Annotated in this window: 26 protein-coding genes; 11 read left to right on the plus strand and 15 right to left on the minus strand. The window is 73.6% G+C overall.

Annotated elements, in window-relative coordinates; translation table 11 throughout:
• Positions 1–226: 226 nt before the first annotated feature.
• Positions 227–898 carry a lysophospholipid acyltransferase family protein gene (locus tag ACFVS9_RS12750; RefSeq protein WP_383114583.1) on the plus strand — a complete coding sequence of 224 codons (672 nt, stop codon included), beginning with the start codon at positions 227–229 and terminating at the stop codon, positions 896–898.
• Between the two features lie 34 nt (positions 899–932).
• On the opposite strand, the gene ACFVS9_RS12755 is transcribed toward ACFVS9_RS12750, so the two are convergent.
• Positions 933–2,480 (minus strand): MFS transporter, encoded by a 1,548-nt coding sequence (locus ACFVS9_RS12755; RefSeq protein ID WP_383114582.1) that lies wholly within the window; start codon positions 2,478–2,480, stop codon positions 933–935.
• On the minus strand, positions 2,477–3,028 hold the full coding sequence (locus ACFVS9_RS12760) for a TetR/AcrR family transcriptional regulator (RefSeq protein WP_383114581.1): 552 nt from the start codon (positions 3,026–3,028) through the stop codon (positions 2,477–2,479). Before ACFVS9_RS12760 ends, ACFVS9_RS12755 begins: the two co-directional genes overlap by 4 nt.
• Positions 3,029–3,174: 146 nt before the next feature.
• Between ACFVS9_RS12760 and ACFVS9_RS12765 the strand changes: the two genes are divergently transcribed.
• Positions 3,175–3,678: a hypothetical protein gene (locus tag ACFVS9_RS12765; protein WP_389931752.1), complete on the plus strand. Its 504-nt coding sequence runs from the start codon at positions 3,175–3,177 to the stop codon at positions 3,676–3,678.
• Between the two features lie 61 nt (positions 3,679–3,739).
• Here the strand turns inward: ACFVS9_RS12765 and ACFVS9_RS12770 are convergent, their stop codons facing one another.
• The gene (locus ACFVS9_RS12770; RefSeq protein WP_383114579.1) at positions 3,740–4,711 is read right to left on the minus strand and encodes an aldo/keto reductase; all 972 of its coding nucleotides are present in this window, start codon (positions 4,709–4,711) and stop codon (positions 3,740–3,742) included.
• 63 nt (positions 4,712–4,774) lie between these two features.
• Positions 4,775–6,208: an argininosuccinate lyase gene (argH, locus tag ACFVS9_RS12775; RefSeq protein WP_383114578.1), complete on the minus strand. Its 1,434-nt coding sequence runs from the start codon at positions 6,206–6,208 to the stop codon at positions 4,775–4,777.
• Between the two features lie 229 nt (positions 6,209–6,437).
• Between argH and ACFVS9_RS12780 the strand changes: the two genes are divergently transcribed.
• A complete protein-coding gene (locus ACFVS9_RS12780) occupies positions 6,438–7,139 on the plus strand; it encodes a L,D-transpeptidase (RefSeq protein ID WP_389931753.1) in 702 nt (233 codons plus the stop codon).
• Here ACFVS9_RS12780 and ACFVS9_RS12785 read toward each other — a convergent pair.
• The 5 genes from ACFVS9_RS12785 to argC all read right to left on the minus strand — a co-directional run bounded on the left by ACFVS9_RS12785 (position 7,133) and on the right by argC (position 12,094).
• A complete protein-coding gene (locus tag ACFVS9_RS12785; protein WP_362929380.1) occupies positions 7,133–7,678 on the minus strand; it encodes an arginine repressor in 546 nt (181 codons plus the stop codon). The genes ACFVS9_RS12780 and ACFVS9_RS12785 overlap by 7 nt on opposite strands.
• Before the next feature lie 25 nt (positions 7,679–7,703).
• The gene (locus ACFVS9_RS12790) at positions 7,704–8,900 is read right to left on the minus strand and encodes an acetylornithine transaminase (protein WP_389931755.1); all 1,197 of its coding nucleotides are present in this window, start codon (positions 8,898–8,900) and stop codon (positions 7,704–7,706) included.
• Positions 8,897–9,826 carry an acetylglutamate kinase gene (argB, locus tag ACFVS9_RS12795; RefSeq protein WP_383114575.1) on the minus strand — a complete coding sequence of 310 codons (930 nt, stop codon included), beginning with the start codon at positions 9,824–9,826 and terminating at the stop codon, positions 8,897–8,899. Before argB ends, ACFVS9_RS12790 begins: the two co-directional genes overlap by 4 nt.
• Positions 9,823–10,977 (minus strand): bifunctional glutamate N-acetyltransferase/amino-acid acetyltransferase ArgJ, encoded by a 1,155-nt coding sequence (argJ, locus tag ACFVS9_RS12800; RefSeq protein ID WP_389931756.1) that lies wholly within the window; start codon positions 10,975–10,977, stop codon positions 9,823–9,825. Before argJ ends, argB begins: the two co-directional genes overlap by 4 nt.
• 88 nt (positions 10,978–11,065) lie before the next feature.
• A complete protein-coding gene (gene argC, locus ACFVS9_RS12805; protein ID WP_389931758.1) occupies positions 11,066–12,094 on the minus strand; it encodes an N-acetyl-gamma-glutamyl-phosphate reductase in 1,029 nt (342 codons plus the stop codon).
• A 281-nt stretch (positions 12,095–12,375) separates the two neighbouring features.
• On the opposite strand from argC, the gene ACFVS9_RS12810 reads away from it, so the two are divergent.
• On the plus strand, positions 12,376–13,008 hold the full coding sequence (locus tag ACFVS9_RS12810; RefSeq protein ID WP_389931759.1) for an SRPBCC family protein: 633 nt from the start codon (positions 12,376–12,378) through the stop codon (positions 13,006–13,008).
• 66 nt (positions 13,009–13,074) lie between these two features.
• Here the strand turns inward: ACFVS9_RS12810 and ACFVS9_RS12815 are convergent, their stop codons facing one another.
• Positions 13,075–13,497 carry a DUF5997 family protein gene (locus tag ACFVS9_RS12815; protein WP_383114571.1) on the minus strand — a complete coding sequence of 141 codons (423 nt, stop codon included), beginning with the start codon at positions 13,495–13,497 and terminating at the stop codon, positions 13,075–13,077.
• 37 nt (positions 13,498–13,534) lie between these two features.
• Between ACFVS9_RS12815 and ACFVS9_RS12820 the strand changes: the two genes are divergently transcribed.
• The 5 genes from ACFVS9_RS12820 (at position 13,535) to ACFVS9_RS12840 (ending at position 18,520) form a co-directional block, all read left to right on the plus strand.
• Positions 13,535–14,308 (plus strand): LysR family substrate-binding domain-containing protein, encoded by a 774-nt coding sequence (locus tag ACFVS9_RS12820; protein ID WP_389931761.1) that lies wholly within the window; start codon positions 13,535–13,537, stop codon positions 14,306–14,308.
• A gap of 137 nt (positions 14,309–14,445) precedes the next feature.
• Positions 14,446–15,405: an alpha/beta hydrolase gene (locus ACFVS9_RS12825; RefSeq protein WP_389931763.1), complete on the plus strand. Its 960-nt coding sequence runs from the start codon at positions 14,446–14,448 to the stop codon at positions 15,403–15,405.
• Positions 15,398–16,558: an acyltransferase gene (locus ACFVS9_RS12830; protein ID WP_389931764.1), complete on the plus strand. Its 1,161-nt coding sequence runs from the start codon at positions 15,398–15,400 to the stop codon at positions 16,556–16,558. Before ACFVS9_RS12825 ends, ACFVS9_RS12830 begins: the two co-directional genes overlap by 8 nt.
• Positions 16,551–17,855 carry a sensor histidine kinase gene (locus ACFVS9_RS12835; RefSeq protein ID WP_389931766.1) on the plus strand — a complete coding sequence of 435 codons (1,305 nt, stop codon included), beginning with the start codon at positions 16,551–16,553 and terminating at the stop codon, positions 17,853–17,855. The genes ACFVS9_RS12830 and ACFVS9_RS12835 overlap by 8 nt, the downstream gene beginning before the upstream one ends.
• Positions 17,852–18,520, plus strand: a complete 669-nt coding sequence (locus ACFVS9_RS12840) for a response regulator (protein WP_383114566.1) — start codon at positions 17,852–17,854, stop codon at positions 18,518–18,520. Before ACFVS9_RS12835 ends, ACFVS9_RS12840 begins: the two co-directional genes overlap by 4 nt.
• A gap of 7 nt (positions 18,521–18,527) precedes the next feature.
• Here the strand turns inward: ACFVS9_RS12840 and ACFVS9_RS12845 are convergent, their stop codons facing one another.
• The 4 genes from ACFVS9_RS12845 to ACFVS9_RS12860 form a co-directional block, all read right to left on the minus strand.
• Positions 18,528–19,679, minus strand: coding sequence for a serine hydrolase domain-containing protein (locus tag ACFVS9_RS12845; RefSeq protein ID WP_389931767.1), 1,152 nt, complete (start codon positions 19,677–19,679; stop codon positions 18,528–18,530).
• Between the two features lie 94 nt (positions 19,680–19,773).
• Positions 19,774–20,352 (minus strand): histidine phosphatase family protein, encoded by a 579-nt coding sequence (locus tag ACFVS9_RS12850; RefSeq protein WP_383114564.1) that lies wholly within the window; start codon positions 20,350–20,352, stop codon positions 19,774–19,776.
• Positions 20,353–20,420: 68 nt separating this feature from the next.
• A complete protein-coding gene (locus ACFVS9_RS12855; protein ID WP_383114563.1) occupies positions 20,421–20,858 on the minus strand; it encodes a GNAT family N-acetyltransferase in 438 nt (145 codons plus the stop codon).
• Positions 20,855–22,315: a PLP-dependent aminotransferase family protein gene (locus ACFVS9_RS12860; protein ID WP_389931769.1), complete on the minus strand. Its 1,461-nt coding sequence runs from the start codon at positions 22,313–22,315 to the stop codon at positions 20,855–20,857. The genes ACFVS9_RS12855 and ACFVS9_RS12860 overlap by 4 nt, the downstream gene beginning before the upstream one ends.
• Here ACFVS9_RS12860 and ACFVS9_RS12865 point away from each other — a divergent pair.
• Complete coding sequence (locus ACFVS9_RS12865) at positions 22,314–23,282, plus strand: DMT family transporter (protein WP_383114561.1); 969 nt, start codon at positions 22,314–22,316, stop codon at positions 23,280–23,282. The two genes, ACFVS9_RS12860 and ACFVS9_RS12865, sit on opposite strands and share 2 nt — an antisense overlap.
• A 42-nt stretch (positions 23,283–23,324) precedes the next feature.
• Positions 23,325–23,528: a DUF1918 domain-containing protein gene (locus ACFVS9_RS12870; protein WP_383114560.1), complete on the plus strand. Its 204-nt coding sequence runs from the start codon at positions 23,325–23,327 to the stop codon at positions 23,526–23,528.
• Positions 23,529–23,762: 234 nt separating this feature from the next.
• On the opposite strand, the gene ACFVS9_RS12875 is transcribed toward ACFVS9_RS12870, so the two are convergent.
• A partial coding sequence (locus ACFVS9_RS12875) for an FG-GAP repeat domain-containing protein (RefSeq protein ID WP_389931771.1) occupies positions 23,763–24,591 on the minus strand: 829 nt, incomplete at its 5' end.

The following is a 24,591-nucleotide window of genomic DNA, read 5'->3' on the forward strand; positions in this document are numbered from 1 at the left end:
TCCTCGCCTGTGATGTCCGGCACCTTCGGGGGAGGCTTGATCGTAGGCAGCTACGCCATCGGTGGGGCGGCCCGTGGACGAACATGGCGGAAACACACGTCAACACTGCGTATCGGCTCGGTGAACCCGATGTGCGCGGAGGCGGTACCCGCGAGTATCGTCCTCACCTGCACAGACCCTCGCGAATTACCGCCCCGGCCATCCGGCCACGACACCGGAGGATGCGTTGTCCCGACTCACGGTCATCAAGGCAGTGCTCGGACCGATCCTGCGCCTGCTGTTCCGGCCTCAGGTGGAAGGCGTGGAGAACATCCCGGGGTCCGGTCCGGTGATCCTCGCGGGCAACCACCTGACGTTCATCGACTCGATGATCATGCCGGTCTGCTGCGACCGGCCGGTGTTCTACATCGGCAAGGACGAGTACGTCACCGGCAAGGGCCTCAAGGGTCGGCTGATGGCGTGGTTCTTCACGGGCTGCGGCATGATCCCGGTGGACCGGGACGGCGGCCGCGGCGGTGTCGCGGCGCTGATGACGGGCCGTCGGGTGCTGGACGAGGGCAACGCCTTCGCCATCTACCCCGAGGGCACCCGCTCCCCCGACGGCCGGCTCTACCGGGGCCGTACGGGTATCGCGCGGCTGACCCTGATGACCGGTGCGCCGGTCGTCCCGTTCGCGATGATCGGCACGGACAAGCTGCAGCCGGGCGGCGCCGGACTGCCCCGTCCGGGCAAGGTCACGGTCCGCTTCGGTGAGCCGATGGAGTTCTCGCGCTACGAGGGCATGGACCGCGACCGCTACGTCCTGCGGGCGGTCACGGACTCCGTGATGGCCGAGGTGATGCGGCTGTCCGGACAGGAGTACGTGGACATGTACGCGACGAAGGCCAAGGCCGCCTGACCGGGGCGGCCCCGCCCCGCCGCCCCCGGCCGGCTCACTCGTCGGGGATGATGCCCTCCTCCAGCCGCTGGTCGCGCAGCAGGAACCACGCGGAGACGGCGGTCGCCAGCAGGACGACGGCGCCGACCGCGGCCGACACCCGCAGTCCGTTGACGAACGCCTCCTGGGCCGCGACGACGAGTTCGCTCCCCTGGTGCGCGGGAAGGTGCTGCGCCGTCTCCACGGCCCCGCCCAGCGACTCGTGGGCCGCTGCCGCGGCGGAGGCGGAGATGCCCTCGGGTGTTCCGAAGCCCTTGTAGACACCGGTGACGATGGACCCGAGCAGCGCGATGCCGAGGGCGGCGCCCAGCTCGTACGCCGTCTCGGACACCGCTGACGCCGAGCCCGCCTGCTCCTTCGGGACGCTGGAGAGGATCACGTCGGAGGTGACCGTGAAGGCGAACCCCGCGCCGACGCCCACCACCAGGAGGAGCACCCCGATCAGGGGGTAGCCGGTCTCCTTGTGGATCACGGTGACGACGGCGAGCGACACGCCGATGGCGCCGAGCCCGAGGGCGACCACGGAGCGCACGGAGTAGCGGCGTGCCACCCTTCCCGCCAGCAGCCCGGCCGTCACCGCGCCGACGGCCGCGGGCAGTTCGGCGAGGCCGGCTTCCAGCGGCCCCCTCCCCTGGACCAGTTGGAGGAACTGGGAGAGGAAGAAGACGATCCCGGACAGGCCCAGGATGGTCAGGAGGTCGGCGAGGACCGCGCCGGAGAAGCCCCGGTGGTGGAAGAGCCTCATGTCGAGCAGCGGGGCGGGAAGCTTCAGCTGGCGGCGCACGAACCAGGTGACCGCCAGCACACCGCCGACACCCGCCGCCCCGTTCTCCCAGCTCACCCCGTGTGCGGCGGCCTCCTTGATCGCGTACACGACACCGATCATGCCGACCAGCGACAGGCCCACACTGGGCAGGTCCCAGGGGCCGGGCGCGGGGTTCTTCGACTCGGGGATCATCTTGATGCCCACGGCGACGAGGACCGCCATCACGGGCAGGTTGATGAGGAAGACCGAGCCCCACCAGAAGTGCTCCAGCAGCAGCCCGCCGACGACCGGGCCGACGGCGGCGCCCGCCGAGGCCATGGCGCCCCAGATGCCGACGGCGAGGCTGCGTTCGCGCGGGTCGTGGAAGAGGTTGCGGATCAGGGCGAGCGTGGACGGCATCAGGGTGGCGCCGGCGACACCGAGCAGGGCCCTGGCCGCGATCATCATCTCGGGGCTCGACGCGTAGGCGTTGAGCACGGAGACCGCTCCGAACGCCGTGGCGCCGGTGAGCAGGAGCTTCTTGCGGCCGATGCGGTCACCCAGACTGCCCATCGAGACCAGGAGTCCGGCGATCACGAAGGAGTAGACGTCGCCGATCCAGAGCAGCTGGGTGGCGGTCGGTTCGAGGTCCTCGCTGAGGAACGGGGTGGCCAGGCCGAGGACGGTCGCGTCGACGGCGACCAGCAGCACGGCCAGGACGAGGACGGCGAGGGCGATCCACCGGCCGGGGTGGTGCGGGTCGCCCGTGACGCCCGCCCTCGAAGGGGTGCTGCTCATTTCTCCACGCTCCGGCGTGCTCCGCCCAGGAGCAACTCGACGATCATGTACGGGAAGTCCTGCGCGGCGACCCGGCCCGCCTGGACGGACCAGGCGCAGCTGCCGATGAGGCCGTAGAGGGCCTCGGTCAGCCAGGCCGGGGTGAGGTCGATCCGGAACTCGCCGCGCTCCTGGCCGCGCCGGAAGAACGCCGAGACCCGGGCGTCGAGACGGCTCCAGCCCTCGTTGACGTCATCGCCCTCGAAGAGCTGGTTCTCGGTGACGAGGAAGGACAGCAGTCCGGCACCCGGCTGGACGGCGGCGATCAGCCGCCGCAGCCCGTCCTCGGCACTGCCCTCGTCGAGTCCCGCGGCGTCGAGGGCGGCTTCGAATTCCTGGATGCCGAGGTTCTCCAGCGCTCCGACCAGGGCGTCCCGCCCGGCGAAGTGCCGGTGCAGGGTGGCACGGCCGATTCCGGCGGCTTTGGCCACCTCGTCCATGGTCGCCGTGGATCTGCGGCTGAGCAGGGCGGCGGCGCTGCGCAGCACCTGCTCGCGGTCAAGAGTCATGAGACGACATTAGCCCACTTGAGACGTCGATGTCTCATTCGCCACGCGCTTCCGACCGCTTCCCTTCCTGGATAACCCCCCGTGGGCGGGCCGGACGGTGTCCCTCCCGCATTTCACCCGGGCGGCGGGCGGGGCACCATGGCGGCATGAAGCCGCTGCTGCTGATCGACATCGACGGTCCGCTGAACCCGTACGCGGCGCTGGCCCGCCCGACCGCCCCCGAGGGCTACACCCTCCACCGGATGCGGCCCACCGGGTGGAAGGAGGGGGTGGCGCTGCCCGTCCTGCTCAGCACCGGGCACGGGCAGGAACTGCGGGCGCTCGCCCGCCGTTACGAACTGGTCTGGGCGACCACCTGGATGGACGAGGCCAACGAGTGGGTCGGCCCGCGCATCGGGCTGCCCCCGCTGCCGTACATCGACTGGCCCGCCGTGCCCGTGGTCCCGGCGGACGGTACGTACTGGAAGACGCGTCCGGTCGTCGACTACGCGGACGGCAGGCCGTTCGCGTGGATCGACGACGAGATATCCGGCCTCGACACGGCGTGGGTCGCCGCGCACCACCCGGGGCGCGCCCTCCTGCGGCGGATCGACCCCTGGGTGGGGCTGACGCGGGCCGACTTCGAGGCCCTCGCCGGGTGGGTGGCGTAGCCGGCCGGGCCCGACCCGCCGCGCGGCGGGTTCCGGAGCGGGCGCGAGTACGGCGCGCGGATCAGCTCCAGGGCAGTGAGGCGCGGTGGCGCCAGTACGCCTCGGGCTCCTCCACCAGGGCGGCCAGCCGGTCCAGCCGGTCCGGGTCCAGGTCGAGCAGCGGCGCGTGCAGGTTGGCCGCCAGCTGGGTGGCGGTGACCGCGCCGGACAGGACGACTCCGGCCCACGGCTGGTGGAGTGCGAGCGCCAGGGCGACGGCGTCGGCGTCCAGTCCGGCCTCGGCCCCGATCTCCCGGACGACGGCGGGAGCCTCGGTCCCGGCGAGCCGTCCGTTGGCGGCCGCCTCCTTGACGATCACGGTGACCCCCGCGTCGTGCGCCTCGGCGAGGGCCGCCCCGGCGGAGGTCTCCAGGGCGTTGTAGGTGGCCTGGACGGTACGGAAGAGGGGCTCGCCGTCCACGGTCACGGCGAGGGCGGCCCGGATCGCGTCGGCCTGTCCCGGGCCGCTCGCGGAGAAGCCGACGGTGGTCCCCTCGGCGGCCAGCTCCGCGAGGCGCGCGTGCAGGTCCTTGTCGCCGAGTGCCGGGCTGTCGGCGGTCAGCGAGTGGACCTGGTAGAGGTCGAGCCGGTCGCCGAGCAGTCCGGCCGTCTCCGCGCGCTGGCGCTCGAAGGCGGCGAGCCCGTGGTCCTTCACCTCGTGCGTCTCGGCGTCCACCCGCCAGTCGCCGGTGTAGGTGTAGCCCCACTTGCTGCCGATGACCACGTCCGTCGCGTCGGGTCGGGCGGTCAGCCACTCGGCGAGGAACTCCTCGGCGCGGCCGTAGGAGCGGGCGGCGTCGAAGTAGCGCACGCCCTGGGCGTAGGCCGCGTCCAGGAGTTCGTGGGTGCGGGCGCGCAGCGCGTCCACCCCGCGGTCGCCGGGCAGGTCGCGGTCGCGGTGCGGGGTGATGTAGCCGGGCCTGCCGACGGCAGCCAGGCCGAGCCCGATGTGTGAGGTCGGGGTGGTCGCTCGGTTCAGGCGGGCGAAGGGCATCGCGGGCTCCTCTGGGTCGGTTCCGAACGCCTTCCCGTCAACGTAGCCCGCGATGCCTGCGAATCATCCGCGCGCGGTCGCCCAGGCGTGCTGCGTCACCAGGTCGGCCTTCACCTCGGCCAGCTGCACGGCGACGGCCGAGGGGGCCGTCCCGCCGCGCCCGTCGCGGGAGGCGAGCGCGCCCGGCACGTTCAGCACGGTGCGCACCTGCGGGGTGAGGTGCTCGGAGATCTTCGCGAACTGCTCGTCGGTGAGCTCGTCCAGCTCGATGCCCTGCTGCTCGCAGACCTTCACGCACTCGCCCGCGACCTCGTGCGCCACCCGGAACGGGACGCCCTGCTTGACCAGCCACTCGGCGATGTCCGTGGCGAGCGAGAAGCCGGCCGGGGCCAGTTCCTCCATGCGCTCGCGGTTGACGGTGAGCGTCGCCATCATGCCGGTGAAGGCGGGCAGCAGGACCTCCAGCTGGTCCAGCGAGTCGAAGACGGGCTCCTTGTCCTCCTGGAGGTCGCGGTTGTACGCGAGCGGGAGGGCCTTCAGGGTCGCCATCAGCCCGGTCAGGTTGCCGATGAGGCGGCCGGACTTGCCGCGGGCCAGCTCGGCGATGTCCGGGTTCTTCTTCTGCGGCATGATCGAGGAGCCGGTGGAGAAGGCGTCGTGGAGGGTGACGAAGGAGAACTCCTTCGTGTTCCAGATGATGATCTCCTCGGCGACGCGGGAGAGGTTGACGCCGATCATCGCGGTGATGAAGGCGAACTCGGCGGCGAAGTCACGCGAGGCGGTGCCGTCGATGGAGTTGGCGGCGGAGCCGCCCTCGAAGCCGAGGTCCGCGGCCACGGCCTGCGGGTCGAGCCCGAGGGACGATCCGGCCAGCGCGCCGGACCCGTAGGGCGACACCGCGGTCCGCCGGTCCCACTGGCGCAGCCGCTCGGCGTCCCGGGACAGGGCCTGCACGTGCGCCAGGACGTGGTGGGCGAACAGGACGGGCTGGGCGTGCTGGAGGTGTGTGCGGCCGGGCATGGCCACGTCCGGGTGCGCCTCGGCGAGCCCGACCAGCGCGTCCTGGAGTTCGGCGACGAGTCCGCCGAGGATCCGGGCGTGGTCGCGCAGGTACATGCGGAAGAGCGTGGCGACCTGGTCGTTGCGGGACCGGCCGGCACGCAGCTTCCCGCCGAGGTCCGGGCCCAGGCGCTCCAGGAGCCCGCGCTCCAGCGCGGTGTGGACGTCCTCGTCGGCGACGGTGCCAGTGAAGGAGCCGTCCGCGACGGCGGCTTCGAGCGCGTCGAGCCCGTCGGTCATACGGGTCAGCTCGTCGTCGGTGAGCAGTCCCGCGCCGTTGAGCACCCGCGCGTGCGCCCGGGAGCCCGCGATGTCGTACGGCGCGAGCCGCCAGTCGAAGTGGACGGAGGCGGACAGCTTGGCCAGCGCCTCGGCGGGGCCGTCCGCGAAACGGCCGCCCCAGAGGCGTACGTCGCTGTTTCCGGTGCCGTTGCTCACTGCGGTGCTCCTCGGGAGTGCAAGGGGTGTGCGTCCGCCTGACCGCCACGGACGGCATAACTATGCGGCATCTCGTATAGGTTGTCAAAGTGGCTGGTCAGGTCAGGCGCGGAGGAAGAGGGACACCTTCACCGCCGGCTCCGGCGAACGGCCCGGGGCACGCGGACGGCTGGGCCGTACGGAGCAGGCGCGGTGGGGGCGGTACGCCGCTGCCCGTACGGTCCGGAGCATGCGCAGACTCCTGGTGACGGCATCGGTCCTCCTGGCTCTGGCCGGTTCGCTCGCGGCGCGGCCCGCCGGTCCCCCGCCCCTGCCGGAGCGGCTGGCCGACACGGGCGGCGGCACCCAGCTCCTCACCGCCGAGGCCCCCGGCACCGACTCCACCACGGGCACGCTCACCTGGTGGGACCGGCGCGGGAGCGGCTGGGTGGCGGCGGGCTCCGCGCCCGCCCGCTTCGGGGCGAACGGTCTGGCCGACGGGGACACCCGCGTCCAGGGCACGAACACCACGCCGACGGGGCTGTACGACCTGCCGTACGCCTTCGGGACCGGGAGCGCGCCGCCCGGCATCCGCTACCCCTACCGCCGGGCGGGTGAGGACGCGTGGTGGTGCCAGGACAACGCGTCCCGGTCCTACAACCGCTGGGTGGAGCCGCGGCCCGCCGACTGCCGCCCGGACGAGGCCGAACACCTCGTCAGCTACGCCACCCAGTACGCCCGCGCGCTCGTCATCGGCTTCAACTACCACCGGCCGGTACGGGGCAGGGGCGCGGGGATCTTCCTCCACGTCGACGGGAAGGGGGCGACCGCCGGCTGTGTGTCCGTGCCGGCGGCCGCCATGGACCGGATCCTGCGCTGGGCCGACCCGGTCCGCCGTCCGCACATCGCGGTCGGGACGGCGTCCGGCCCGACCGCCATCACCCGCTACTGAGGGCCGCGGTCGTTCTGCGCCAGCCTCAGCAGGTGGTCGGCCAGCGCCTGGCCGCCGTTGGGGTCACGGCTGATCAGCATCAGCGTGTCGTCCCCGGCGATCGTGCCGAGGATCGCCTGGAGTTCGGCCTGGTCGATGGCCGAGGCGAGGAACTGGGCGGCGCCCGGGGGCGTACGCAGCACCACGAGGTTGGCCGACGCCTCCGCCGAGATGAGCAGCTCGGCGGAGAGCCTGCGCATCCGCTCCTCCTTGGCCGAGCCCCCCAGCGGCGCCTGCGGGGTGCGGAAACCGCCCTCGCTCGGCACCGCGTAGATGAGCTCGCCGCCGGTGTTGCGGATCTTCACCGCGCCGAGCTCGTCCAGGTCGCGGGAGAGCGTCGCCTGGGTGACGCTCAGCCCGTCGTCGGACAGCAGCCGGGCCAGCTGGCTCTGCGAGCGCACCGGCTGCCGGTTCAGGATGTCCACGATCCTGCGGTGGCGTGCCGTGCGGGTCTGTGGCACCGACGGCCCGCCGTGGTCGGATTCCTGCGCCTCGGTCATCGTCGTCGCCTCATTCTCCGGTTCGTCACTCGCCGGATCGTCCGTCCCCGTTAGCCGCGTCGAGGGCTCCCGGCAGAATCCGCAGGAACGCGTCCACCTCGGCGTCACCGATGATCAGCGGCGGCATGAGCCGTACGACGTCCGGCGCGGGTGCGTTCACCAGGAGTCCGGCTCCCTGAGCCGCCTGCTGCACCTGCGGTGCGAGGGGCCCGGTGAGCACGATACCCAGCAGCAGTCCCGTGCCGCGGACGTGGGAGACCAGCGGGTGTCCCAGTCCCTCGACACCGTCCCTGATCCGCTCGCCGAGCCGCTTCACGCCGTCCAGGACGCCGTCGGCCGCCAGGGTGTCCAGCACGGCCAGACCGGCGGCGCAGGCGACGGGGTTGCCGCCGAACGTCGTGCCGTGCTGACCGGGCTTCAGCAGGTCGGCCGCGGCGCCGAACGCGACGGCGGCGCCGATCGGCAGGCCGCCGCCGAGGCCCTTGGCCAGGGTGACCACGTCGGGCTCGACGCCCTGGTGCGCCTGGTGTTCGAACCAGTGGCCGCTGCGGCCGACGCCGGTCTGCACCTCGTCGAGGACGAGCAGCGTGCCGGTGGCCCGGGTGATCTCCCTGGCCGCCTCCAGATAGCCGGTGGGCGGTACGACGACACCGTTCTCGCCCTGCACCGGTTCGATGATCAGCAGCGCGGTGTCGGTGGTGACCGCCGCCCGGAGCGCCTCGGCGTCGCCGTACGGCACGTGGGTGACGTCACCGGGCAGGGGCAGGAACGGGTCGCGCTTGCCCGGCTGTCCGGTCAGGGCGAGGCTGCCCATGGTCCGGCCGTGGAAGCCGCCGTCGGTGGCGACCATGTGCGTACGCCCGGTCAGCCGGCCGATCTTGAAGGCCGCCTCGTTGGCCTCGGCGCCGGAGTTGCAGAAGTAGACCCGGCCCGTGCGGCCGAAGAGCTGAAGCAGCCGCTCGGCGAGCGCGATGGGGGGCTCGGCGGTGTAGAGGTTGGAGACGTGGCCGAGGGTGGCGATCTGCGTGGAGACGGCCTCGGTCACCGCGGGGTGGGCGTGGCCGAGCGCGTTGACCGCGATCCCGCCGACGAAGTCGAGGTACTCGGCCCCGTCCGCGTCCCACACCCGGGCGCCCGCGCCGCGCACCAGGGGCAGCTGCGGGGTGCCGTAGTTGTCCATCAGCGCACCCTGCCAGCGCTGTGCGAACTCCTGGTTGCTCATGACTCCCCCTGCGCGTCGGGCCGTACCGCGACGGGGGCGGTGTCGGGCACGACCATCGTGCCGATCCCCTCGTCGGTGAAGATCTCCAGCAGGATCGAGTGCTGGACCCGGCCGTCGATGACACGGGCGGTCTCGACACCGTTGCGTACGGCGTGGAGGCAGCCCCGCATCTTGGGCACCATGCCGCTGGAGAGCTGGGGCAGCAGCTTCTCCAGCTCGGTGGCGGTGAGGCGGCTGATGACGTCGTCGCTGTTGGGCCAGTCCTCGTAGAGGCCCTCGACGTCGGTGAGGACCATCAGCGTCTCGGCGTTCAGCGCGGCGGCGAGTGCGGCGGCCGCGGTGTCGGCGTTGACGTTGTAGACGTGGTTGTCCTCGGCCGAGCGGGCGATGGAGGAGATGACCGGGATCCGGCCGTCGTCCAGCAGTGCCTGGATCGCCCCCGCGTCGATGGCGGTGATCTCACCGACCCGTCCGATGTCCACCGCCTCTCCGTCGATCACCGGGCGGTGCTGGACCGCGGTGATCGTGTGGGCGTCCTCGCCGGTCATGCCGACGGCCAGCGGGCCGTGCTCGTTGAGCAGCCCGACGAGCTCACGCTGGACGCGCCCGGCCAGCACCATGCGGACGACGTCCATGGCCTCGGGCGTGGTGACGCGCAGCCCGGCCTTGAACTCGCTGACCAGGCCCTCCTTGTCGAGCTGGGCGTTGATCTGCGGACCTCCGCCGTGCACGACGACGGGCTTCAGGCCCGCGTGCCGCAGGAAGACGACGTCCTGGGCGAAGGCGGCCTTCAGCTCGTCGTCGATCATGGCGTTGCCGCCGAACTTGATGACGACGGTCCTGCCGTTGTGCCGGGTGAGCCAGGGCAGCGCCTCGATGAGGATCTGGGCCTTCGGCAGCGCGGTGTGCTTCCTCGCGGCGCTCATGAGCTGTACGCGCTGTTCTCGTGGACGTACTCGGCGGTCAGGTCGTTGGCCCAGATGACGGCGGACTCGTCCCCCGCCGCGAGGTCCGCGGTGATCGCGACCTCCCGGTAGCGCATGTCGACCAGATCGCGGTCCTCGCCGACGCCGCCGTTCCTGCACACCCAGACGTCGTTGATGGCGACGTTCAGGCGGTCGGGCTCGAAGGCGGCCCGGGTGGTGCCGATCGCGGAGAGGACCCGGCCCCAGTTGGGGTCCTCGCCGTGGATGGCGCACTTGAGGAGGTTGTTGCGGGCGATGCTCCGGCCGACCTCGACGGCGTCGTCCTCGGTCGCCGCGTTGATCACCTCGATGCGGATGTCCTTGGAGGCGCCCTCGGCGTCACCGATCAGCTGCCGGGCCAGGTCGGCGCAGACGCTCTGCACGGCCTGGTCGAACGCCTCCGGCGCGGGGGTGATCCCGCTCGCCCCGGAGGCGAGCAGCAGCACGGTGTCGTTGGTCGACATGCAGCCGTCGGAGTCGACGCGGTCGAAGGTGGTGCGGGTGGCGGAGCGCAGCGCGGTGTCGAGCGCGGGCGCCTCGACGTCGGCGTCCGTGGTGAGGACGACCAGCATGGTGGCGAGGCCGGGTGCGAGCATGCCCGCGCCCTTGGCCATGCCGCCGACGGTCCAGCCCTCGCCGCCCGCAACGGCCGTCTTGTGCACCGTGTCCGTGGTCTTGATCGCGATGGCGGCCTTCTCGCCGCCGTGCTCGCTGAGCGCCGCCGCGGCCTTCTCGATGCCGGGCAGGAGCTTGTCCATGGGGAGGAGCAGGCCGATCAGCCCGGTCGAGGCGACCGCGATCTCGCCGGCGCTGTGGCCGGTGAGGACCTCGGCCGCCTTCTCGGCGGTGGCGTGGGTGTCCTGGAAGCCCTGGGGCCCCGTACAGGCGTTGGCACCACCGGAGTTGAGGACGACGGCGGTCACCTCGCCGCCCTTGAGCACCTGCTCCGACCACAGGACGGGCGCGGCCTTGACGCGGTTGGAGGTGAAGACGCCCGCGGCGGCGCGGCGGGGCCCGTTGTTGACCACGAGGGCCAGGTCGGGGTTACCGCTCTCCTTGATCCCGGCGGCGATGCCCGCCGCCGTGAATCCCTTGGCTGCCGTGACGCTCACTGCATCTCCTCGTTCGCTTCTCCGCCCACGCGGTGGGACAGGGCGGCTCTGGTCGTTGGCCGCAGCCCGGCGGCTGCGCGTGCGTCGCTCATGGTGCGACTCCGATCGTGGAGAGACCGGTGTCCTCGGGGAGTCCGAGGGCGATGTTCATGCTCTGCAGGGCGCCTCCGGCGGTGCCCTTGGCGAGGTTGTCGATGGCGCTGATCACGATGATCCGGCCGGCCGCCTCGTCGTGGGCGACCTGGATCTGCACGGCGTTGGATCCGTGGACCGCGGCGGTGGAGGGCCACTGCCCCTCGGGCAGCAGGTCGACGAACGGCTCGTCGGCGAAGGCCTTCCCGTACGCCGCGCGCAGGGACTCGGCGCTCACCCCGGGCCTCGCCTTCGCGCTGCACGTGGCGAGGATGCCGCGGGGCATGGGCGCGAGGGTCGGGGTGAAGGACACGCTCACGGGCTCACCGGCGGCGGCTGCGAGGTTCTGGATCATCTCGGGGGTGTGCCGGTGGACCCCTCCGACGCCGTACGGGGTCATGTTGCCCATGACCTCGGAGCCGAGCAGGTGCGGCTTGGCCGCCTTGCCCGCGCCGGAGGTGCCGGAGGCCGCGACGACGACGGCCTCGGGCTCGGCGAGGCCTGCCGCGTACGCCGGGAAGAGCGCGAGCGAGACGGCCGTCGGGTAGCAGCCGGGCACGGCGATGCGCTTGCTGCCCTCGAGTGCCGCGCGGGCGCCGGGCAGTTCGGGCAGGCCGTAGGGCCAGGTGCCGGCGTGCGGCGAACCGTAGAACTTCTCCCAGTCCGCCGCGTCCCGCAGCCGGAAGTCGGCGCCCATGTCGACGACGAGCACCTCGTCACCGAGCTGTTCGGCGACGGCGGCGGACTGTCCGTGCGGCAGGGCGAGGAAGACGACGTCGTGGCCGACGAGCACCTGCGCCGTGGTCAGCTCCAGGACACGGTCCGCGAGCGGCCTGAGGTGCGGCTGGAGCGCGCCGAGCCGTTCGCCGGCGTTGGAGTGGGCGGTGAGGGCCCCGATCTCGACCTGTGGGTGGGTGAGGAGCAGACGGAGCAGCTCCCCGCCGGCGTACCCGCTCGCCCCTGCCACTGCCGCACGTACCACCATCGGAATTCCTCCTCATCGATGGCATGACTATACGCATCTATGCAGTTTTATGCAAAGAGTTTTCGGGGCTCCGGCTGGTCAGGGGCGGTGGCGCGGTGGAGGTGCGCACGGCGTGACGCGCCTCGCGCAGGGCCTCCGGATGCGCCGGGGCGGTCACCCGGTGGTGCGACCGGGTGGCCTCCGGCGCCTGCTGCGGCGGGCGCGGGTGAAGTTCGGTTACATGGCCTGGGGACCCGGCGGAGTACGGCGGGAACGGACCCGCAGGAAAGGGATGGGCGGCCATGGGCGAGATCGTCGACGAGATCGGCCGGGTGCGGCGGGAGGTCGGCACGCGCCGTGTGGGGTCGGAGGAGGCCGGGACGGTGCTGTTGCGGCGCACCTTCGACGCCGGTGCCGCCGAGGTCTGGAGCGCGGTGACCTCCCCGGAGCGGATCGCCCGGTGGTTCCTGCCGGTGACCGGGGATCTCCGGGCCGGCGGGAACTACCGGCTGGAGGGCAACGCCGGGGGCGGGATCCTGGAGTGCGTCCCCCCGGAGCGGCTGCGCGTCTCCTGGCTGATCGGCCCCGATCCCGGCTTCAGCGAGGTGGAGGTACGCCTCGCGCCGGAGGACGGCGGGCGGACGGTGCTGGAGCTGGAGCACGTCTCCGTGCTGCCCGAGGAGTTCCGCAGCCAGTACGGTCCCGGCGCGGTCGGTGTCGGCTGGGATCTGGCCCTCCTCGGGCTCGGCTGGCACCTGACGGGCGGCGGGATCGACAAGGAGGACGCGGTGGAATGGCAGACCTCGCCCGAGGCGAAGGCCTTCGTGGCGCGCTCGGGGGAGGAATGGGGCCGTGCGTTCGCCGCGTCCGGCGCGGACGCGGAGACCGTCACCGCGACGACCGTGGCGACGGTCGCGTTCTACACGGGGGAATGACCGCGGGCCGCAGGGGCGGGACCGGCGGCCTCCGGTCCGCGTGGCACCGTCCCCGGCCGCCGTACGTCAGTCGCGGTCGGCGGCCTGCGCGGCACGGGCGGCGTCGCGCTCCTTGATGCGTGCCGCCTCCTTGCGGACCTCCGCCTGGGTGGCGCGCTCCTTCAGCAGCCACTCCGGGCCGTCCTGCTTCAGGGCGTCGATCTGCTCGGTGGTGAGGGGCTCCGTGACACCGCCGCGCGCCAGGCCGGCGATGGAGACGCCCAGCTTCGAGGCGACCACCGGCCGCGGGTGCGGGCCGTCGCGGCGCAGCTCCTGGAGCCACTGGGGCGGGTCGGACTGCAGCGCGTTCAGCTCGGCGCGCGAGACGACGCCCTCCTGGAACTCGGCGGGGGTGGCTTCGAGGTACACACCCAGCTTCTTCGCCGCGGTGGCGGGCTTCATCGTCTGGGTGGTCTGGTGCGACGTCATGGTGTCCAGGGTATCGAGCATGTGCGGCGCCTCCGACCACGGCCGGTAACCTGGCGGGGTGACAGGCTCGGAAGTACCCCTCGCGTTCCGGCTCGCCTACGTCCCGGGCGTGACCCCGACCAAGTGGGTGCGGATCTGGAACGAGCGGCTGCCCGGTACCCCGCTGACCCTCGTCGGCGTACCCGCGGCCGACGCGTCGGCCCTGCTGCGCGACGGCGGCGCCGACGCCGGGTTCGTGCGGCTGCCCGTCGACCGTACGGACCTCAGCGCGATCCCCCTCTACACCGAGACGACGGTCGTCGTGATCCCCAAGGACCACGCCGCGTTCGCGGTCGAGGAGATGTCGGTGGAGGACCTCGCCGACGAGATCGTGCTCCACCCCCTCGACGACACCCTCGACTGGGAGCGCCCGCCGGGCCGGCCCGCGTTCGAGCGGCCCGCCACCACGGCCGACGCCGTCGAACTGGTGGCGGCGGGGGTGGGACTGCTCGTCGTCCCGCAGTCGCTGGCCCGCCTCCACCACCGCAAGGACCTCACCTACCGGCCGCTGACCGGCGTCCCCGAGTCGCGGATCGCCCTGTCCTGGCCCGAGGAGAAGACCACGGACCTGGTGGAGGAGTTCATCGGGATCGTCCGCGGACGGACCGTGAACAGCACCCGGGGCCGTCCGCCGACACCGCCGCAGCCCAAGGCGAAGCCCGCCGGGAAGAAGAGCGGGGCCCCGCACAAGCCGGCGGCGGGCGGGACCGCCCGGGGCGGCTCCGCCGGCTCCGGCGGCTCGAAGAACCCCAAGGGCGGCGCCCGGCGCGGGAAGCCGCGCCGCAGGCCGTAACGCGTACGGCACCCCCGCCCGTAGTACTTGCGAGCTACCCGCCAGGTGCACTCCTGAGCGGGACGCCGACCACACGGCCCTCTCCATAGCTTCTGTACCGGATTCAACGAGACCATCCGGTACGGAAGGACTTCACCATGGCGTCCCGCCCATGGAGCGGTCGCGCGCGGCGCGCCCTGCTCACCGCACTCGTCACGGCGGCCGTGGCGCTGCCGGTGTCGGGGGCCGCCCGCCCCGCCGCCGTTCCGGCACCCGTCCCGGCCACTCCCGCGCCGCTGGCCTCGGCGCGGCCCCCGGTGCTGGAGGCGAGGTACGCGGCGGCGCGGACGGAGATCGGGGCGGCGCGTGACATGGCCGCCCGCCACGGCGACCGGCGGCGGGCGGCAGCCCTCGCGGACATGGCGCGCCCGGACCGCACCTTCCTGAGCTTCGACGGCCGGGACGGCGGCCGCGGGGCGGAGGTCTTCGGCGACCTGTCCGGGGCCCGCCGGATCGCCGTACTGGTGCCGGGCGCCGGTGTGGACCTCGATCACTACGGGCGCCTACGGCGGGGCGCCGAGGCGCTCCTGGACGGACTGGGCGGCGGCTCCGCCGTCGTCGCCTGGCTCGGTTACCGGACGCCCGCCCTGCTGGGCCCCTCGTCCCTGACGGCGGGGCGGGCCGACGAGGCGGCCCCCGGGCTGCGGGCGTTCGCGGGGGAACTGGGCACGGCCCTGCCCGCCGCCAGGATCTCCCTCCTCTGCCACTCCTACGGTTCCGTGGTCTGCGCGCGGGCCGCGTCCGGGCTCGACGTCGCGGACATCGTGCTCTACGGGAGTCCCGGTACCGGGGCCGGGAGCGCCGCCGCCCTGCGCACCCGGGCCACGGTGCACGCGGGCGTGGGCGGGGAGGACTGGGTGGCCCGGGTCCCGCACACCGCCCTCGCGCTGCCGTTCGTCACGGTCGGGTTCGGGCCCGACCCGACGTCGCCGGAGTTCGGCGCCGAGGTGTTCGACGCGGGCGGCGCGGGGCACAGCGGCTATCTGGAACCCGGCTCCGTGTCGCTGCGCGGCCTGGCCGCGATCGTCTCGGGTACGGCCGGGGGCGGTCGTGCGTGAGCTCGTGCGGCGGATCGAGGGGGTGACGCCGCCGGACCGCGACCGGGCGGTCGACGCCCTGCGCGCCTTCGCCGTCCTGGGCGTGGTGTGCGGCCACTGGCTGGTGACGGCGCTGGTCGCCGACAGCGGCACGGTGCACGGCGCCAGCCCGCTCCGGCACATGCCCGGACTCGCCCCGGTCTCCTGGGTGTTCCAGACCCTGGCGGTCTTCTTCCTGGTGGGCGGCCGGGTGGCCGCGCGGGGGTACGCCTCGGCGAGGGCGAGGGGCGAGTCCTACGGGTACTGGCTGGCGGCCCGGGCGGGCCGCCTGTTCCGGCCGGTCGTCGCCCTGTGCGCCGTGTGGTCCGTGGCGGCCGGGGTGATGCTGGCCTCGGGCGTGGACGAGGCGACGGTACGCGCGCTGGCCAAGCTGGTGTGGTCGCCCCTGTGGTTCCTGCTGGTCTTCGCGGCGCTGACGGCCGCGACCCCTCTGGTGGCGCGGCTGCATCCGCTGTGGCCGCTCGCCGTCGTCCTGTACGCCGACCTCATCCGGCTCGGCCTCGACGGCCCCGCCGCCCTCGGCTGGATCAACGTGGCGGCCGGCTGGCTGGTCCCGTACTGCCTCGGGGCGGCGTGGGCGCGGGGCGCTCTCGCCGACCGGCGGACCGGCTGGGTCCTGCTCGCCGGGGGCGCGGCGGCCACGGCGGGGCTGGTGCTGTTCGCCGGATATCCCGCCGCCATGGTCGGGGTGCCGGGCGGTACCCTCTCCAACCTCGACCCGCCGACGCTCGCCGCCGTCACCTTCGGCCTCGCCCAGTGCGGTGCGGCGCTGCTGCTGCTCGGACGTCTGCGCCGGGTCCTGGCCCGGCCCGCGGTGTGGGCGGTGGTGGCCCTGCTGAACCTGTCCGCGATGACCGTGTTCCTGTGGCACCAGACCGCGATGATCGTGGTCACCTCGACCGCCCTGTTCCTGTACGGTCCGCTGCCGGGCCTGCACACGGCACCCGACGGCCCCGGCTGGGTGCTCGCCAGGCTGGCCTGGCTGCCGGTGTTCACCCTGGTGCTGCTGCTCCTGCGGTCCGCGTTCGGGCTGTACGAGCACCGGCGGGGCGGTCCTCGGAGGGCCGTGCGGTCCGGGCCCCCCGTACCGACCGGGGAGACGCACCATGCCTAAGCTGGGCGCCATGACGGGGGCGGGGGCCTGGGGCCGGGTGAGGGCGGGGCTGCGCGGGCTGCCGGGCGTGCTGCGCGAGGATCTGTGGAGCGCTCCCGTCGATCCGGTGCCGCCCGTGGGCGCGCCCGGCTCGCCGGTCTGGCGGCCCGCCTTCGGGATGCTGCTGACGCTCGGGGTGACGGTCGTGGCGGTGTGGCACGTGCCCGACCTGGTCCCCCACGGTGCCGCCGTGCCCGAGTACGCGGTGCTCCTCGTCGTGGCCCAGGCGCTGGCGCTCCTCACCGCGATGTGGCACCCGCTGTACGCCTGGTGGGCCTCGCTGGGCCTGATGACCGTCAGTGTGCGGGTCGTGGAGTCGGCGATGGCGCCCGGCGGGCTGTTCCCGTGGACCGGTCCCGAGATCGCCCTCCAGAGCTGCGCGCTGTTCCTGCTGGCGCTGCGGGTCCATCCGCGCCGGGCGGCCCTCGCGCTCACGCTGAGCCTGCTCGCGGGGCTGCTGTCCGGCGGCCTCACCACCGGGGCCCACCCCCTCTCCCTGGGGGCCGGCGCCCTGGGCTTCGTCACGGCCGTGGTGATCGGCGCCGTACTGCGCGCCCTGCGCGTGGCCCGCACCGAGCTGGTCGAGCAGTACGGGCTCACGGAGGGCGAGCGGGCCCGGCGCACCCTCCTGGAGGAGCGCAACCGGATCGCGCGCGAGCTGCACGACGTGGTCGCGCACCACATGTCGGTGATCTCCATCCAGGCGCAGGTCGCCCCTCATCTGGTCGAGAACCCGTCGGACGAGCTCAGGGAGAACCTCGCCGGCATACGGGAGAACGCCGTGGAGGCGCTGTCCGAGCTGCGCAGGGTGCTCGGGGTGCTGCGCTCGGAGGACGCCGTGGCGGACGGGCTGCGGCACGCCCCGCAGCCCACGCTCGACCGGCTCGGCGAACTGGTCGGAAAGGTCCGGGCCGCCGGCGTCACCGTGGTGGAGGAGACGACGGGGACACGGCGGCCGCTGCCGCCCGGGGTGGCCCTCTCGGCGTTCCGCATCGTGCAGGAGGCGCTGAGCAACGTGATGCGGCACGCCCCCGGAGCCCACGCCCGGGTGGAGGTCGGCTACCACTCCGCCGCCGTCACCGTCCGGGTCACCAACACAGCCCCGGACCCGTCCCCCGCACCGGCGGGCGGAGTCGGGCACGGGCTGCTCGGCATGCGGGAACGCACCGCGATGCTGGGCGGCGACCTCACCCACGGCCGCACCCCCGGCGGGGGTTACGAAGTAGTGGCGACACTCCCCCTGGAGGACCCCGCATGAGCATCCGCGTGCTGATCGCCGACGACCAGATGATGGTCCGTCAGGGTTTCACGGTGCTGCTGGACGCCGAGCCGGACATCGAGGTCGTCGGTCAGGCGGTGGACGGCCTGGACGCCCTCGACCGGGCGGCCGAACTGGCCCCCGACGTGGTCCTGATGGACATACGGATGCCCCGCCTCGGCGGCATCGACGCGACCCGCCGGCTCACCCGGGCGCCGGGCGCCGCCGTCCGGGTCCTCGTGCTGACCACCTTCGACCTGGACGAGTACGTGTACGAGGCGCTGCGCGCGGGTGCCTCCGGGTTCCTGCTGAAGGACGCCTCGGCCGCCGAACTCGCCCAGGCCGTACGGGTGGTGGCGGCCGGTGACGCCCTGCTCGCGCCGAACATCACCAAGCGTCTGATCGCCGAGTTCTCCCGGGTCAGCTCTCGTCCCCGCGCGCCCGGCCGGGAGCGCGTCGGCGACCTGACGGAACGGGAGACCGAGGTGCTCTCGCTGATCGCGCAGGGCCTGTCGAACGCGGAGATCGCGGTGTCCCTGGTGGTCGCGGAGCAGACCGTGAAGACCCATGTGAGCCGGATCCTGGTGAAGCTGGGCCTGCGCGACCGGACGCAGGCCGCGGTGTTCGCCTACGAGTCGGGGCTGGTGCGTCCGGCCGGTTACTGACCGGGGCTCACAGGGAGTCGTACACCGCGCCGACCAGCGCCATCTTGCGCGGGTCGTCGGCGATGTGCGGCCCCATGCGGTTCATGACGTAACCGAGGGCGATGCCGGCCTCGGGGTCGGCGAGACCGCAGGAGCCTCCCGCCCCGTCGTGGCCCACGGCACGCGGGTTGGGGCCGTAGGAGCCGGTGGGGCCGCTCAGCCAGAGGCCGAGTCCCAGCTCGGTCTCGTGGGCGAAGCCGGCTCCGAGTACCAGGTCACGGCAGCTGCCCTGCCCCTCGCGGACCCGCTCGGCCGCCTCCTCCGACAGGATCCGGGTGCCGCCGAGACTGCCGCGCCCGGCGAGGATGCCGTAGAGGGAGGCGACCGCGCGGGCGGTGCCGTGGCCGTTGGCGGCGGGAATCTCGGCGGCCCGCCAGGCGGGGGTGTTGGCGGCGGCGGTGCCGGTGCCCGGGTTGAGCAGGGAGGCGATGGCGACCGGTTCCATCCGGGCGAAGAGCGCGGCCTGTTCGTGGGAGACGGCCCTCGGCTGGACGAGCTCGGCGACCCGGTCCGCGTCCTTCTCGGGGAGGCCCACCGTGAAGTCGATGCCGAGCGGCCCGGTGACCTCCTGCCGCAGGAACTCCCCGGGCAGCAGCCCGGTGATCCGGCGGACGACCTCGCCGACCAGGAACCCGTACGAGATCGCGTGGTAGCCGGAGCGGGTGCCCGGCTCCCACCAGGGCTCGGTGGCGGCGAGCCGGGCGGTGGTCAGCTCCCAGTCGTAGAGCTCGGCCAGGGTGTGCGGATCGCGCAGGCCGGCGACCCCGGAGCGGTGGGAGAGCAGGTGGCGTACGCGTACCTCCCCCTTGCCCTCGGCGGCGAACTCGGGCCAGTAGGCGGCCACGGGGGCGTCCAGGTCCAGGAGGCCCCGGTCGGCGAGGATGTGGGCGCAGAGCGCGGTCGGGCCCTTCGTCGTGGACCAGACGTTGACCACGGTGTCCCGCTCCCAGGGGCGCGTGCGGTCCCCGTCGGCCCAGCCGCCCCAGAGGTCGGCCACGGGGTGCCCGTCGAGCAGGACCGTGACCGCCGCCCCCAGTTCGTCACGGTCGGCGAAGTTCTCCGCGAACGCGTCGCGTACCGCGGCGAACCGGTCGTCGCAGTGGCCTCGGATCTGCGGCACGGATCCCTCCTCGTCTCGGTGCCCCGCACCATACCGACTGGTCGGACCGTCGGGAAGGCACCGTACGGCCCGTTCCTTCCACCGGGTGAGGCGTTCAGCGCGGGGCGGCTTCGAGGCTGAGGCTCCAGCGGCCCGGCAGGCCGGTGATGGTCACGGCGGCGAGCGGGCGGACGTCGATGTTCCAGTAGGTCGGCGGCGGGGCCCTGAGCACGTAGACCAGGGCGGCGCGCACGACGGAGGGTTCGGCGACGGCGACCACGGTGCCCTCGCGGACCGGGCGGGTGTCCAGCCAGCCTCCCACCCGGGTGATGAAGGCGAACAGGGACTCGCCCCCGTGCGGGGCGGAGCGCGGATCGGCGAGCCAGGCGTCCACACCGGCCGGCTCGCCCGCGGCGACCTCGGACAGGGTCAGCCCCCGCCAGCGGCCCATGTCGCAGTCACGCAGGGCGGGCTGGACGAGCGGGGCGAAGCCGAGGGCGTGACCCGTGGCACGGCTGCGCGGCGCCGGCGAGCAGTAGCGCAGCTCGGCCGTGGCGCCGAGCCGCACCAGCGTGTGCGCGGCGAGCTGGACCTCGCGACGGCCGGCGTGGTCCAGCGGCCGGTCGTCGTCGAAACGCTCGGCGAGGAGGGCGGAACTGCGCGCTGCGGCGACCAGGGACACCCGAACACTCATGGGCGCGATCGTGGGGCCGCGCGCCCCGCCGGTCAAGAGGGCCGCCCGGACCGCCCGCCCGGCCGTCCTCAGACCGCCTGGAGGGACATCCACATGTCCGGCTCGGGGAGAGGGGTGAAACCGAGCCTGGCGTAGACCCCGTGGGCGTCCTTCGTGGCGAGCAGGAACCTGCGCACGCCCAGCCGCGTCAGGTCGTCCCGCACGGCGGTGACGAGCCGGGTCCCGAGGCCGTGACCGCGGGCCGCGGGGTCGACGTACACGTCGCAGATCCAGGCGAAGGAGGCGCGGTCGGTCACCACGCGCGCGTAGGCGGCCTGGTCGCCCGAACCGCGTTCGTAGGCACCGTAGTTGAGCGAGCCCTCGATCATCCGGTCATGGCTCTCGCGGGTCCGGCCCAGGGCCCAGTAGGCATCGGTGGACAGCCAGCGGTGTATGCGGGCCGGGTCCAGCCGCGCGGGGTCGTCGGAGATCTCGTAGCGCCGCTCGGCGCTGTCGTGGTCGGTCATCCCGGGAGGCTATCGCCCTCGCCCAGCAGCTCGTCGACGGCGGTGCGCAGCCTGCGCACCCCCTCGGCGATCTCGATGGCGCCCGAGACGGCCGCGAAGCTCAGCCTGACGTGCCCCGCGGGCGGTTCGGCGCAGTGGTAGGGGCGGCCGGGTGCGACGGCGACGCCGGCCCGCAGGGCGGCGGAGACCAGGACGGGCTCGCCGGCTCCGGGGCCGGGGAGGCGGAGCCAGATGCTGCCGCCGCCCGACGGCACGTGGGGCAGGGCGAGTTCGGGCAGCCGGTCGCGCACCGCCGCCGTCATGGCGGTGCGGCGGGCGCCCAGTTCGGCTGCGACGGTGCGCAGATGACGCTCCCAGGCCGGGGAGCCGACGAGTTCGAGCGCGGCCTCCTGGACGGGTCGCGGGACGAAGAAGCTGTCGACGACCTGGATGGCGCGGAGCCGTTCCAGGACGGGGCCGCGGGCGGCGAGCGCGCCGACCCGGAGGCTGGGCGATGTGATCTTGGTGAGGGAGCGCACGTGGACGACGACGCCGTCCGGGTCGTGGGCCGCGAGGGGTTCGGGCAGCGGGCCGGAGTCCGCGTGGACGAGACGGCGGGCGAAGTCGTCCTCGACGACGAAGGCGCCCGCCTGCCGGGCCGCCCGCACGACCCGTTCGCGGCGTCCGGGGGCCAGGACGGCGCCCGTCGGGTTCTGGAAGAGCGGCTGGCAGACGAAGACCCTGGCCCCGGTGGCCCGGAAGGCGGCTTCCAGCAGGTCGGGCCGTACCCCGTCGGCGTCCACGGGCACGGGTACCGGTCGCAGTCCGGTGGCACGGGCGGCGGCCAGCATGCCGGGGTAGGTCGGCGATTCGACGAGGACGGGGGCGCCGGGCGGGGCGAGCGCCCGCAGCGCGGTGGCCAGGGCGCTCTGCCCTCCGGCCGTGATCAGGACGTCGGACCCGGTGAGCGTGCCGCCGATCTCGCGGGCGAACCAGGCGCGCAGCTCGGCCAGTCCGTCGGTGGGCGGCCTGCCCCACGCCCCCGGCCGGCGTCCGGCACGGGCCAGGGCGGCGGCCAGGGCCCGCTCGGGCTGGAGGGCGGGGTGGAGGTAGCCGCCGTTGAACTCGATCACCCCGGGCGGCGGTGCGGCGAGGGTGACCAGGACGCCCGAGGCGTCGACGGTGCGCGGCACGACCTCGGGTCCGCCGTCCCCGCTGAGCGAGACCTCCTGCCAGGAGGTGTCCCCCGGGGCGGGTGCGGCGGCCCGGGCCCCGGCCCGGAAGGCCCCGGAACCGGGGCGGGTGACGACCAGGCCTTCCGCGGCGAGCTGCGCGACGGCCCGGGAGACGGTCACCGGGCTGACCTTGAAACGCTCGACGAGCGCCCGACTGGACGGCAGCTTTCCACCTGGCGAGTAGCGGTTCAGCTCACCCCTGAGGGAGTTGGCCAGCTCCGCCACACTGCTACGCTCATGCATGACAGCAGACAATAGCGCTACCGGCGATACCGCGATAGCGGTCGACACCGACCGGCAGCTCGTACGCCGTGGCCCCGGGAGCGGGGTGGTACTCGCCGGGCTGGGCGTTCTCGCCTTCTCCCTGACCTTCCCCTCGACGGTGTGGGGCCTGGAGAGCTTCGGCCCCTGGTCCCTGGTCGCGCTGCGCAGCGTGCTCGCCGCACTGATCGCGGGGGGCGCGCTGCTCGCGGGCCGGGTCCCGGTGCCCGAGCGGCGCCACTGGACGGGACTCGCCGTCGTCGCGGGCGGCGTGGTGGTGGGCTTCCCCCTGCTGACCTCCCTGGCCCTCCAGACCTCCACGAGCTCGCACGCGGCCGTCGTGGTGGGTCTGCTCCCCCTGACGACCGCGCTCCTCTCGGCCCTGCGCACCGGCTCGCGCCCGCCGCGCGCCTTCTGGATCGCGGCGTTCGCGGGTGCGGCCGTGGTGATCGCCTTCACGGTGCAGCAGAGCGGCGGAAAGCTGTCCGGCGGCGACCTCTACCTGTTCGGGGCCCTGCTGGTCTGCGCGGCGGGCTACACCGAGGGCGGCCGGCTGGCCGGGGTGATGCCCGGCTGGCAGGTGGTCGGCTGGGCCCTCGTCCTCACCCTCCCCCTCGCGGTGGCCGGCGCGGCCGTGGCCCTGCCCTTCGAACCGGTGCGCCTCACGGCGCACGGGGTCGTCGGTCTGGTCTGGGTGGCCGCCGTGTCGACCTTCCTGGGGCTGTACGTCTGGTACCGGGGCATGGCGGAGATCGGGGTCCCCCGGGCGAGCCAGCTCCAGCTGGCACAGCCGCTGCTCACCCTGGTCTGGTCGTTCCTCGCCCTGGGTGAGGAGGTGTCCACCGCCGCTCCGGTGGCCGCGGTAGCCGTCCTGGTCTGCATCGCCGTCACCCAGCGCGCGGGCCGAGGCACGCGCCGCACGGGAGCCGACACGCCCGTCCGGTCATAGAATTGACGGCATGGACCGCCACCCGTGAGGAGGTCACTCCCGATGGAGGCACATGCGGGCGACCGTCTGCTGACGCACGGCAGGACCGTGGGGCAGCACGACCGGGTCGCAGAGATCGTCGAGGTGCTGGGCGACGGGGGCGGCCCCCCGTACCGCCTGCGCTTCGAGGACGGGCACGAATCGATCAGGTCCCCGGGCCCCGACAGCGTCGTCCGGCACACCGCTCCCGAGGACCGGGACCGGTAGGACGCGCGGGCGCCCGGGGACACGAGTGGCCCCCGGCGCCCGCGGCCGGGCCGGACCTGGACGGCCCGCCCCTTCCGATCCCGACCGGCGTCCGATCCGGACCGGTGACGCGGGCGGGCCGGAGTCCGATCCGGACCGGCGAAAGGCAGCCGGGCCGAAGTCCGATCCGCACCGGTGGGAGGCAGCCGGGCCGAAGCCCGATCCGCACCGGTGGGAGGCAGCCGGGCGGCGGCGCTACCGGGTCCTGAAGCGGCGGTGGAGGTTGCGGGCCACGTAGACCCCCGGGCCGCCGAAGCCGACGATGTCGACGCGCCCGTCACCGGTGACGTCGGCGAGGAAGCGGGGGTGGCGGCCGACCCGCCAGGCACCCGCGTCGTCGTCGTACCCGAAACCCCGGCACACCAGCTGGGCCTGCTCGAACCGGCCGCCGCCGAGGCCGTGCGCCACCCAGACGCCCTCGTTCCCGAAGCCCACGATGTCGGGGCCGCCGTCTCCGGTGACGTCGGCGAGGAATCTGAGGTGCTTCCCGCCCGTCCAGCCCTGGGCCGTCCCGAAGTCGTTCAGGACGAGCTTCGACGGTGCGAACGTGCCGTCGCCGCGTCCACGTGACACGACGACGCCCAGCGGACCGAAACCGACGATGTCCGGTGCCCCGTCGGCGGTGGTCCTGAGCAGGAACCGGGGGTTCTCCCCGGCGGAGCTCCATCCCTGGTCGGTCCCGAAGTCGTCGTGGACGTAGAAGGGTTCGGCGAACGTCCCCTCCTCGTCCTGGTACGAGACCCAGACGCCGTCGTCGTGGAAGCCGACGATGTCCAGCCTGCCGTCCCCCGTGGTGTCGGCGAGGAACCGGGGATGCCGGTCCACCGACCAGCCACCCGCCTTCTCGTCGTGGCCGAACGCCCGCAGAGCGGGTTCGTCGGCGACCGGTGCGAACGTGCCCTCCTCGTCCTGGAGCGACACCCGGACACCGTCGTCGTGGAAGCCGACGATGTCCAGCCTGCCGTCCCCCGTGGTGTCGGCGAGGAACCGGGGATGCCGGTCCACCGACCAGCCACCCGCCTTC

Origin of the sequence: Streptomyces sp. NPDC058008, assembly GCF_042886395.1 — a bacterium.
GTDB lineage: Bacteria > Actinomycetota > Actinomycetes > Streptomycetales > Streptomycetaceae > Streptomyces.

What these genes read in the sequence shown, in the direction of transcription:
- ACFVS9_RS12825 (WP_389931763.1), top strand. Translation starts at nt 14,446, where the DNA reads ATGGCGTCCCGCCCATGGAGCGGTCGCGCGCGGCGCGCCCTGCTCACC.
- ACFVS9_RS12790 (WP_389931755.1), bottom strand. Translation starts at nt 8,900, where the DNA reads ATGAGCAACCAGGAGTTCGCACAGCGCTGGCAGGGTGCGCTGATGGAC.
- ACFVS9_RS12765 (WP_389931752.1), top strand. Translation starts at nt 3,175, where the DNA reads ATGAAGCCGCTGCTGCTGATCGACATCGACGGTCCGCTGAACCCGTAC.
- ACFVS9_RS12865 (WP_383114561.1), top strand. Translation starts at nt 22,314, where the DNA reads ATGACAGCAGACAATAGCGCTACCGGCGATACCGCGATAGCGGTCGAC.
- ACFVS9_RS12835 (WP_389931766.1), top strand. Translation starts at nt 16,551, where the DNA reads ATGCCTAAGCTGGGCGCCATGACGGGGGCGGGGGCCTGGGGCCGGGTG.
- ACFVS9_RS12785 (WP_362929380.1), bottom strand. Translation starts at nt 7,678, where the DNA reads ATGACCGAGGCGCAGGAATCCGACCACGGCGGGCCGTCGGTGCCACAG.
- ACFVS9_RS12840 (WP_383114566.1), top strand. Translation starts at nt 17,852, where the DNA reads ATGAGCATCCGCGTGCTGATCGCCGACGACCAGATGATGGTCCGTCAG.
- ACFVS9_RS12760 (WP_383114581.1), bottom strand. Translation starts at nt 3,028, where the DNA reads ATGACTCTTGACCGCGAGCAGGTGCTGCGCAGCGCCGCCGCCCTGCTC.
- ACFVS9_RS12770 (WP_383114579.1), bottom strand. Translation starts at nt 4,711, where the DNA reads ATGCCCTTCGCCCGCCTGAACCGAGCGACCACCCCGACCTCACACATC.
- ACFVS9_RS12780 (WP_389931753.1), top strand. Translation starts at nt 6,438, where the DNA reads ATGCGCAGACTCCTGGTGACGGCATCGGTCCTCCTGGCTCTGGCCGGT.
- argC (WP_389931758.1), bottom strand. Translation starts at nt 12,094, where the DNA reads ATGGTGGTACGTGCGGCAGTGGCAGGGGCGAGCGGGTACGCCGGCGGG.
- ACFVS9_RS12755 (WP_383114582.1), bottom strand. Translation starts at nt 2,480, where the DNA reads ATGAGCAGCACCCCTTCGAGGGCGGGCGTCACGGGCGACCCGCACCAC.
- ACFVS9_RS12810 (WP_389931759.1), top strand. Translation starts at nt 12,376, where the DNA reads ATGGGCGAGATCGTCGACGAGATCGGCCGGGTGCGGCGGGAGGTCGGC.
- ACFVS9_RS12870 (WP_383114560.1), top strand. Translation starts at nt 23,325, where the DNA reads ATGGAGGCACATGCGGGCGACCGTCTGCTGACGCACGGCAGGACCGTG.
- ACFVS9_RS12850 (WP_383114564.1), bottom strand. Translation starts at nt 20,352, where the DNA reads ATGAGTGTTCGGGTGTCCCTGGTCGCCGCAGCGCGCAGTTCCGCCCTC.
- ACFVS9_RS12815 (WP_383114571.1), bottom strand. Translation starts at nt 13,497, where the DNA reads ATGCTCGATACCCTGGACACCATGACGTCGCACCAGACCACCCAGACG.
- ACFVS9_RS12860 (WP_389931769.1), bottom strand. Translation starts at nt 22,315, where the DNA reads ATGCATGAGCGTAGCAGTGTGGCGGAGCTGGCCAACTCCCTCAGGGGT.
- ACFVS9_RS12855 (WP_383114563.1), bottom strand. Translation starts at nt 20,858, where the DNA reads ATGACCGACCACGACAGCGCCGAGCGGCGCTACGAGATCTCCGACGAC.
- argB (WP_383114575.1), bottom strand. Translation starts at nt 9,826, where the DNA reads ATGAGCGCCGCGAGGAAGCACACCGCGCTGCCGAAGGCCCAGATCCTC.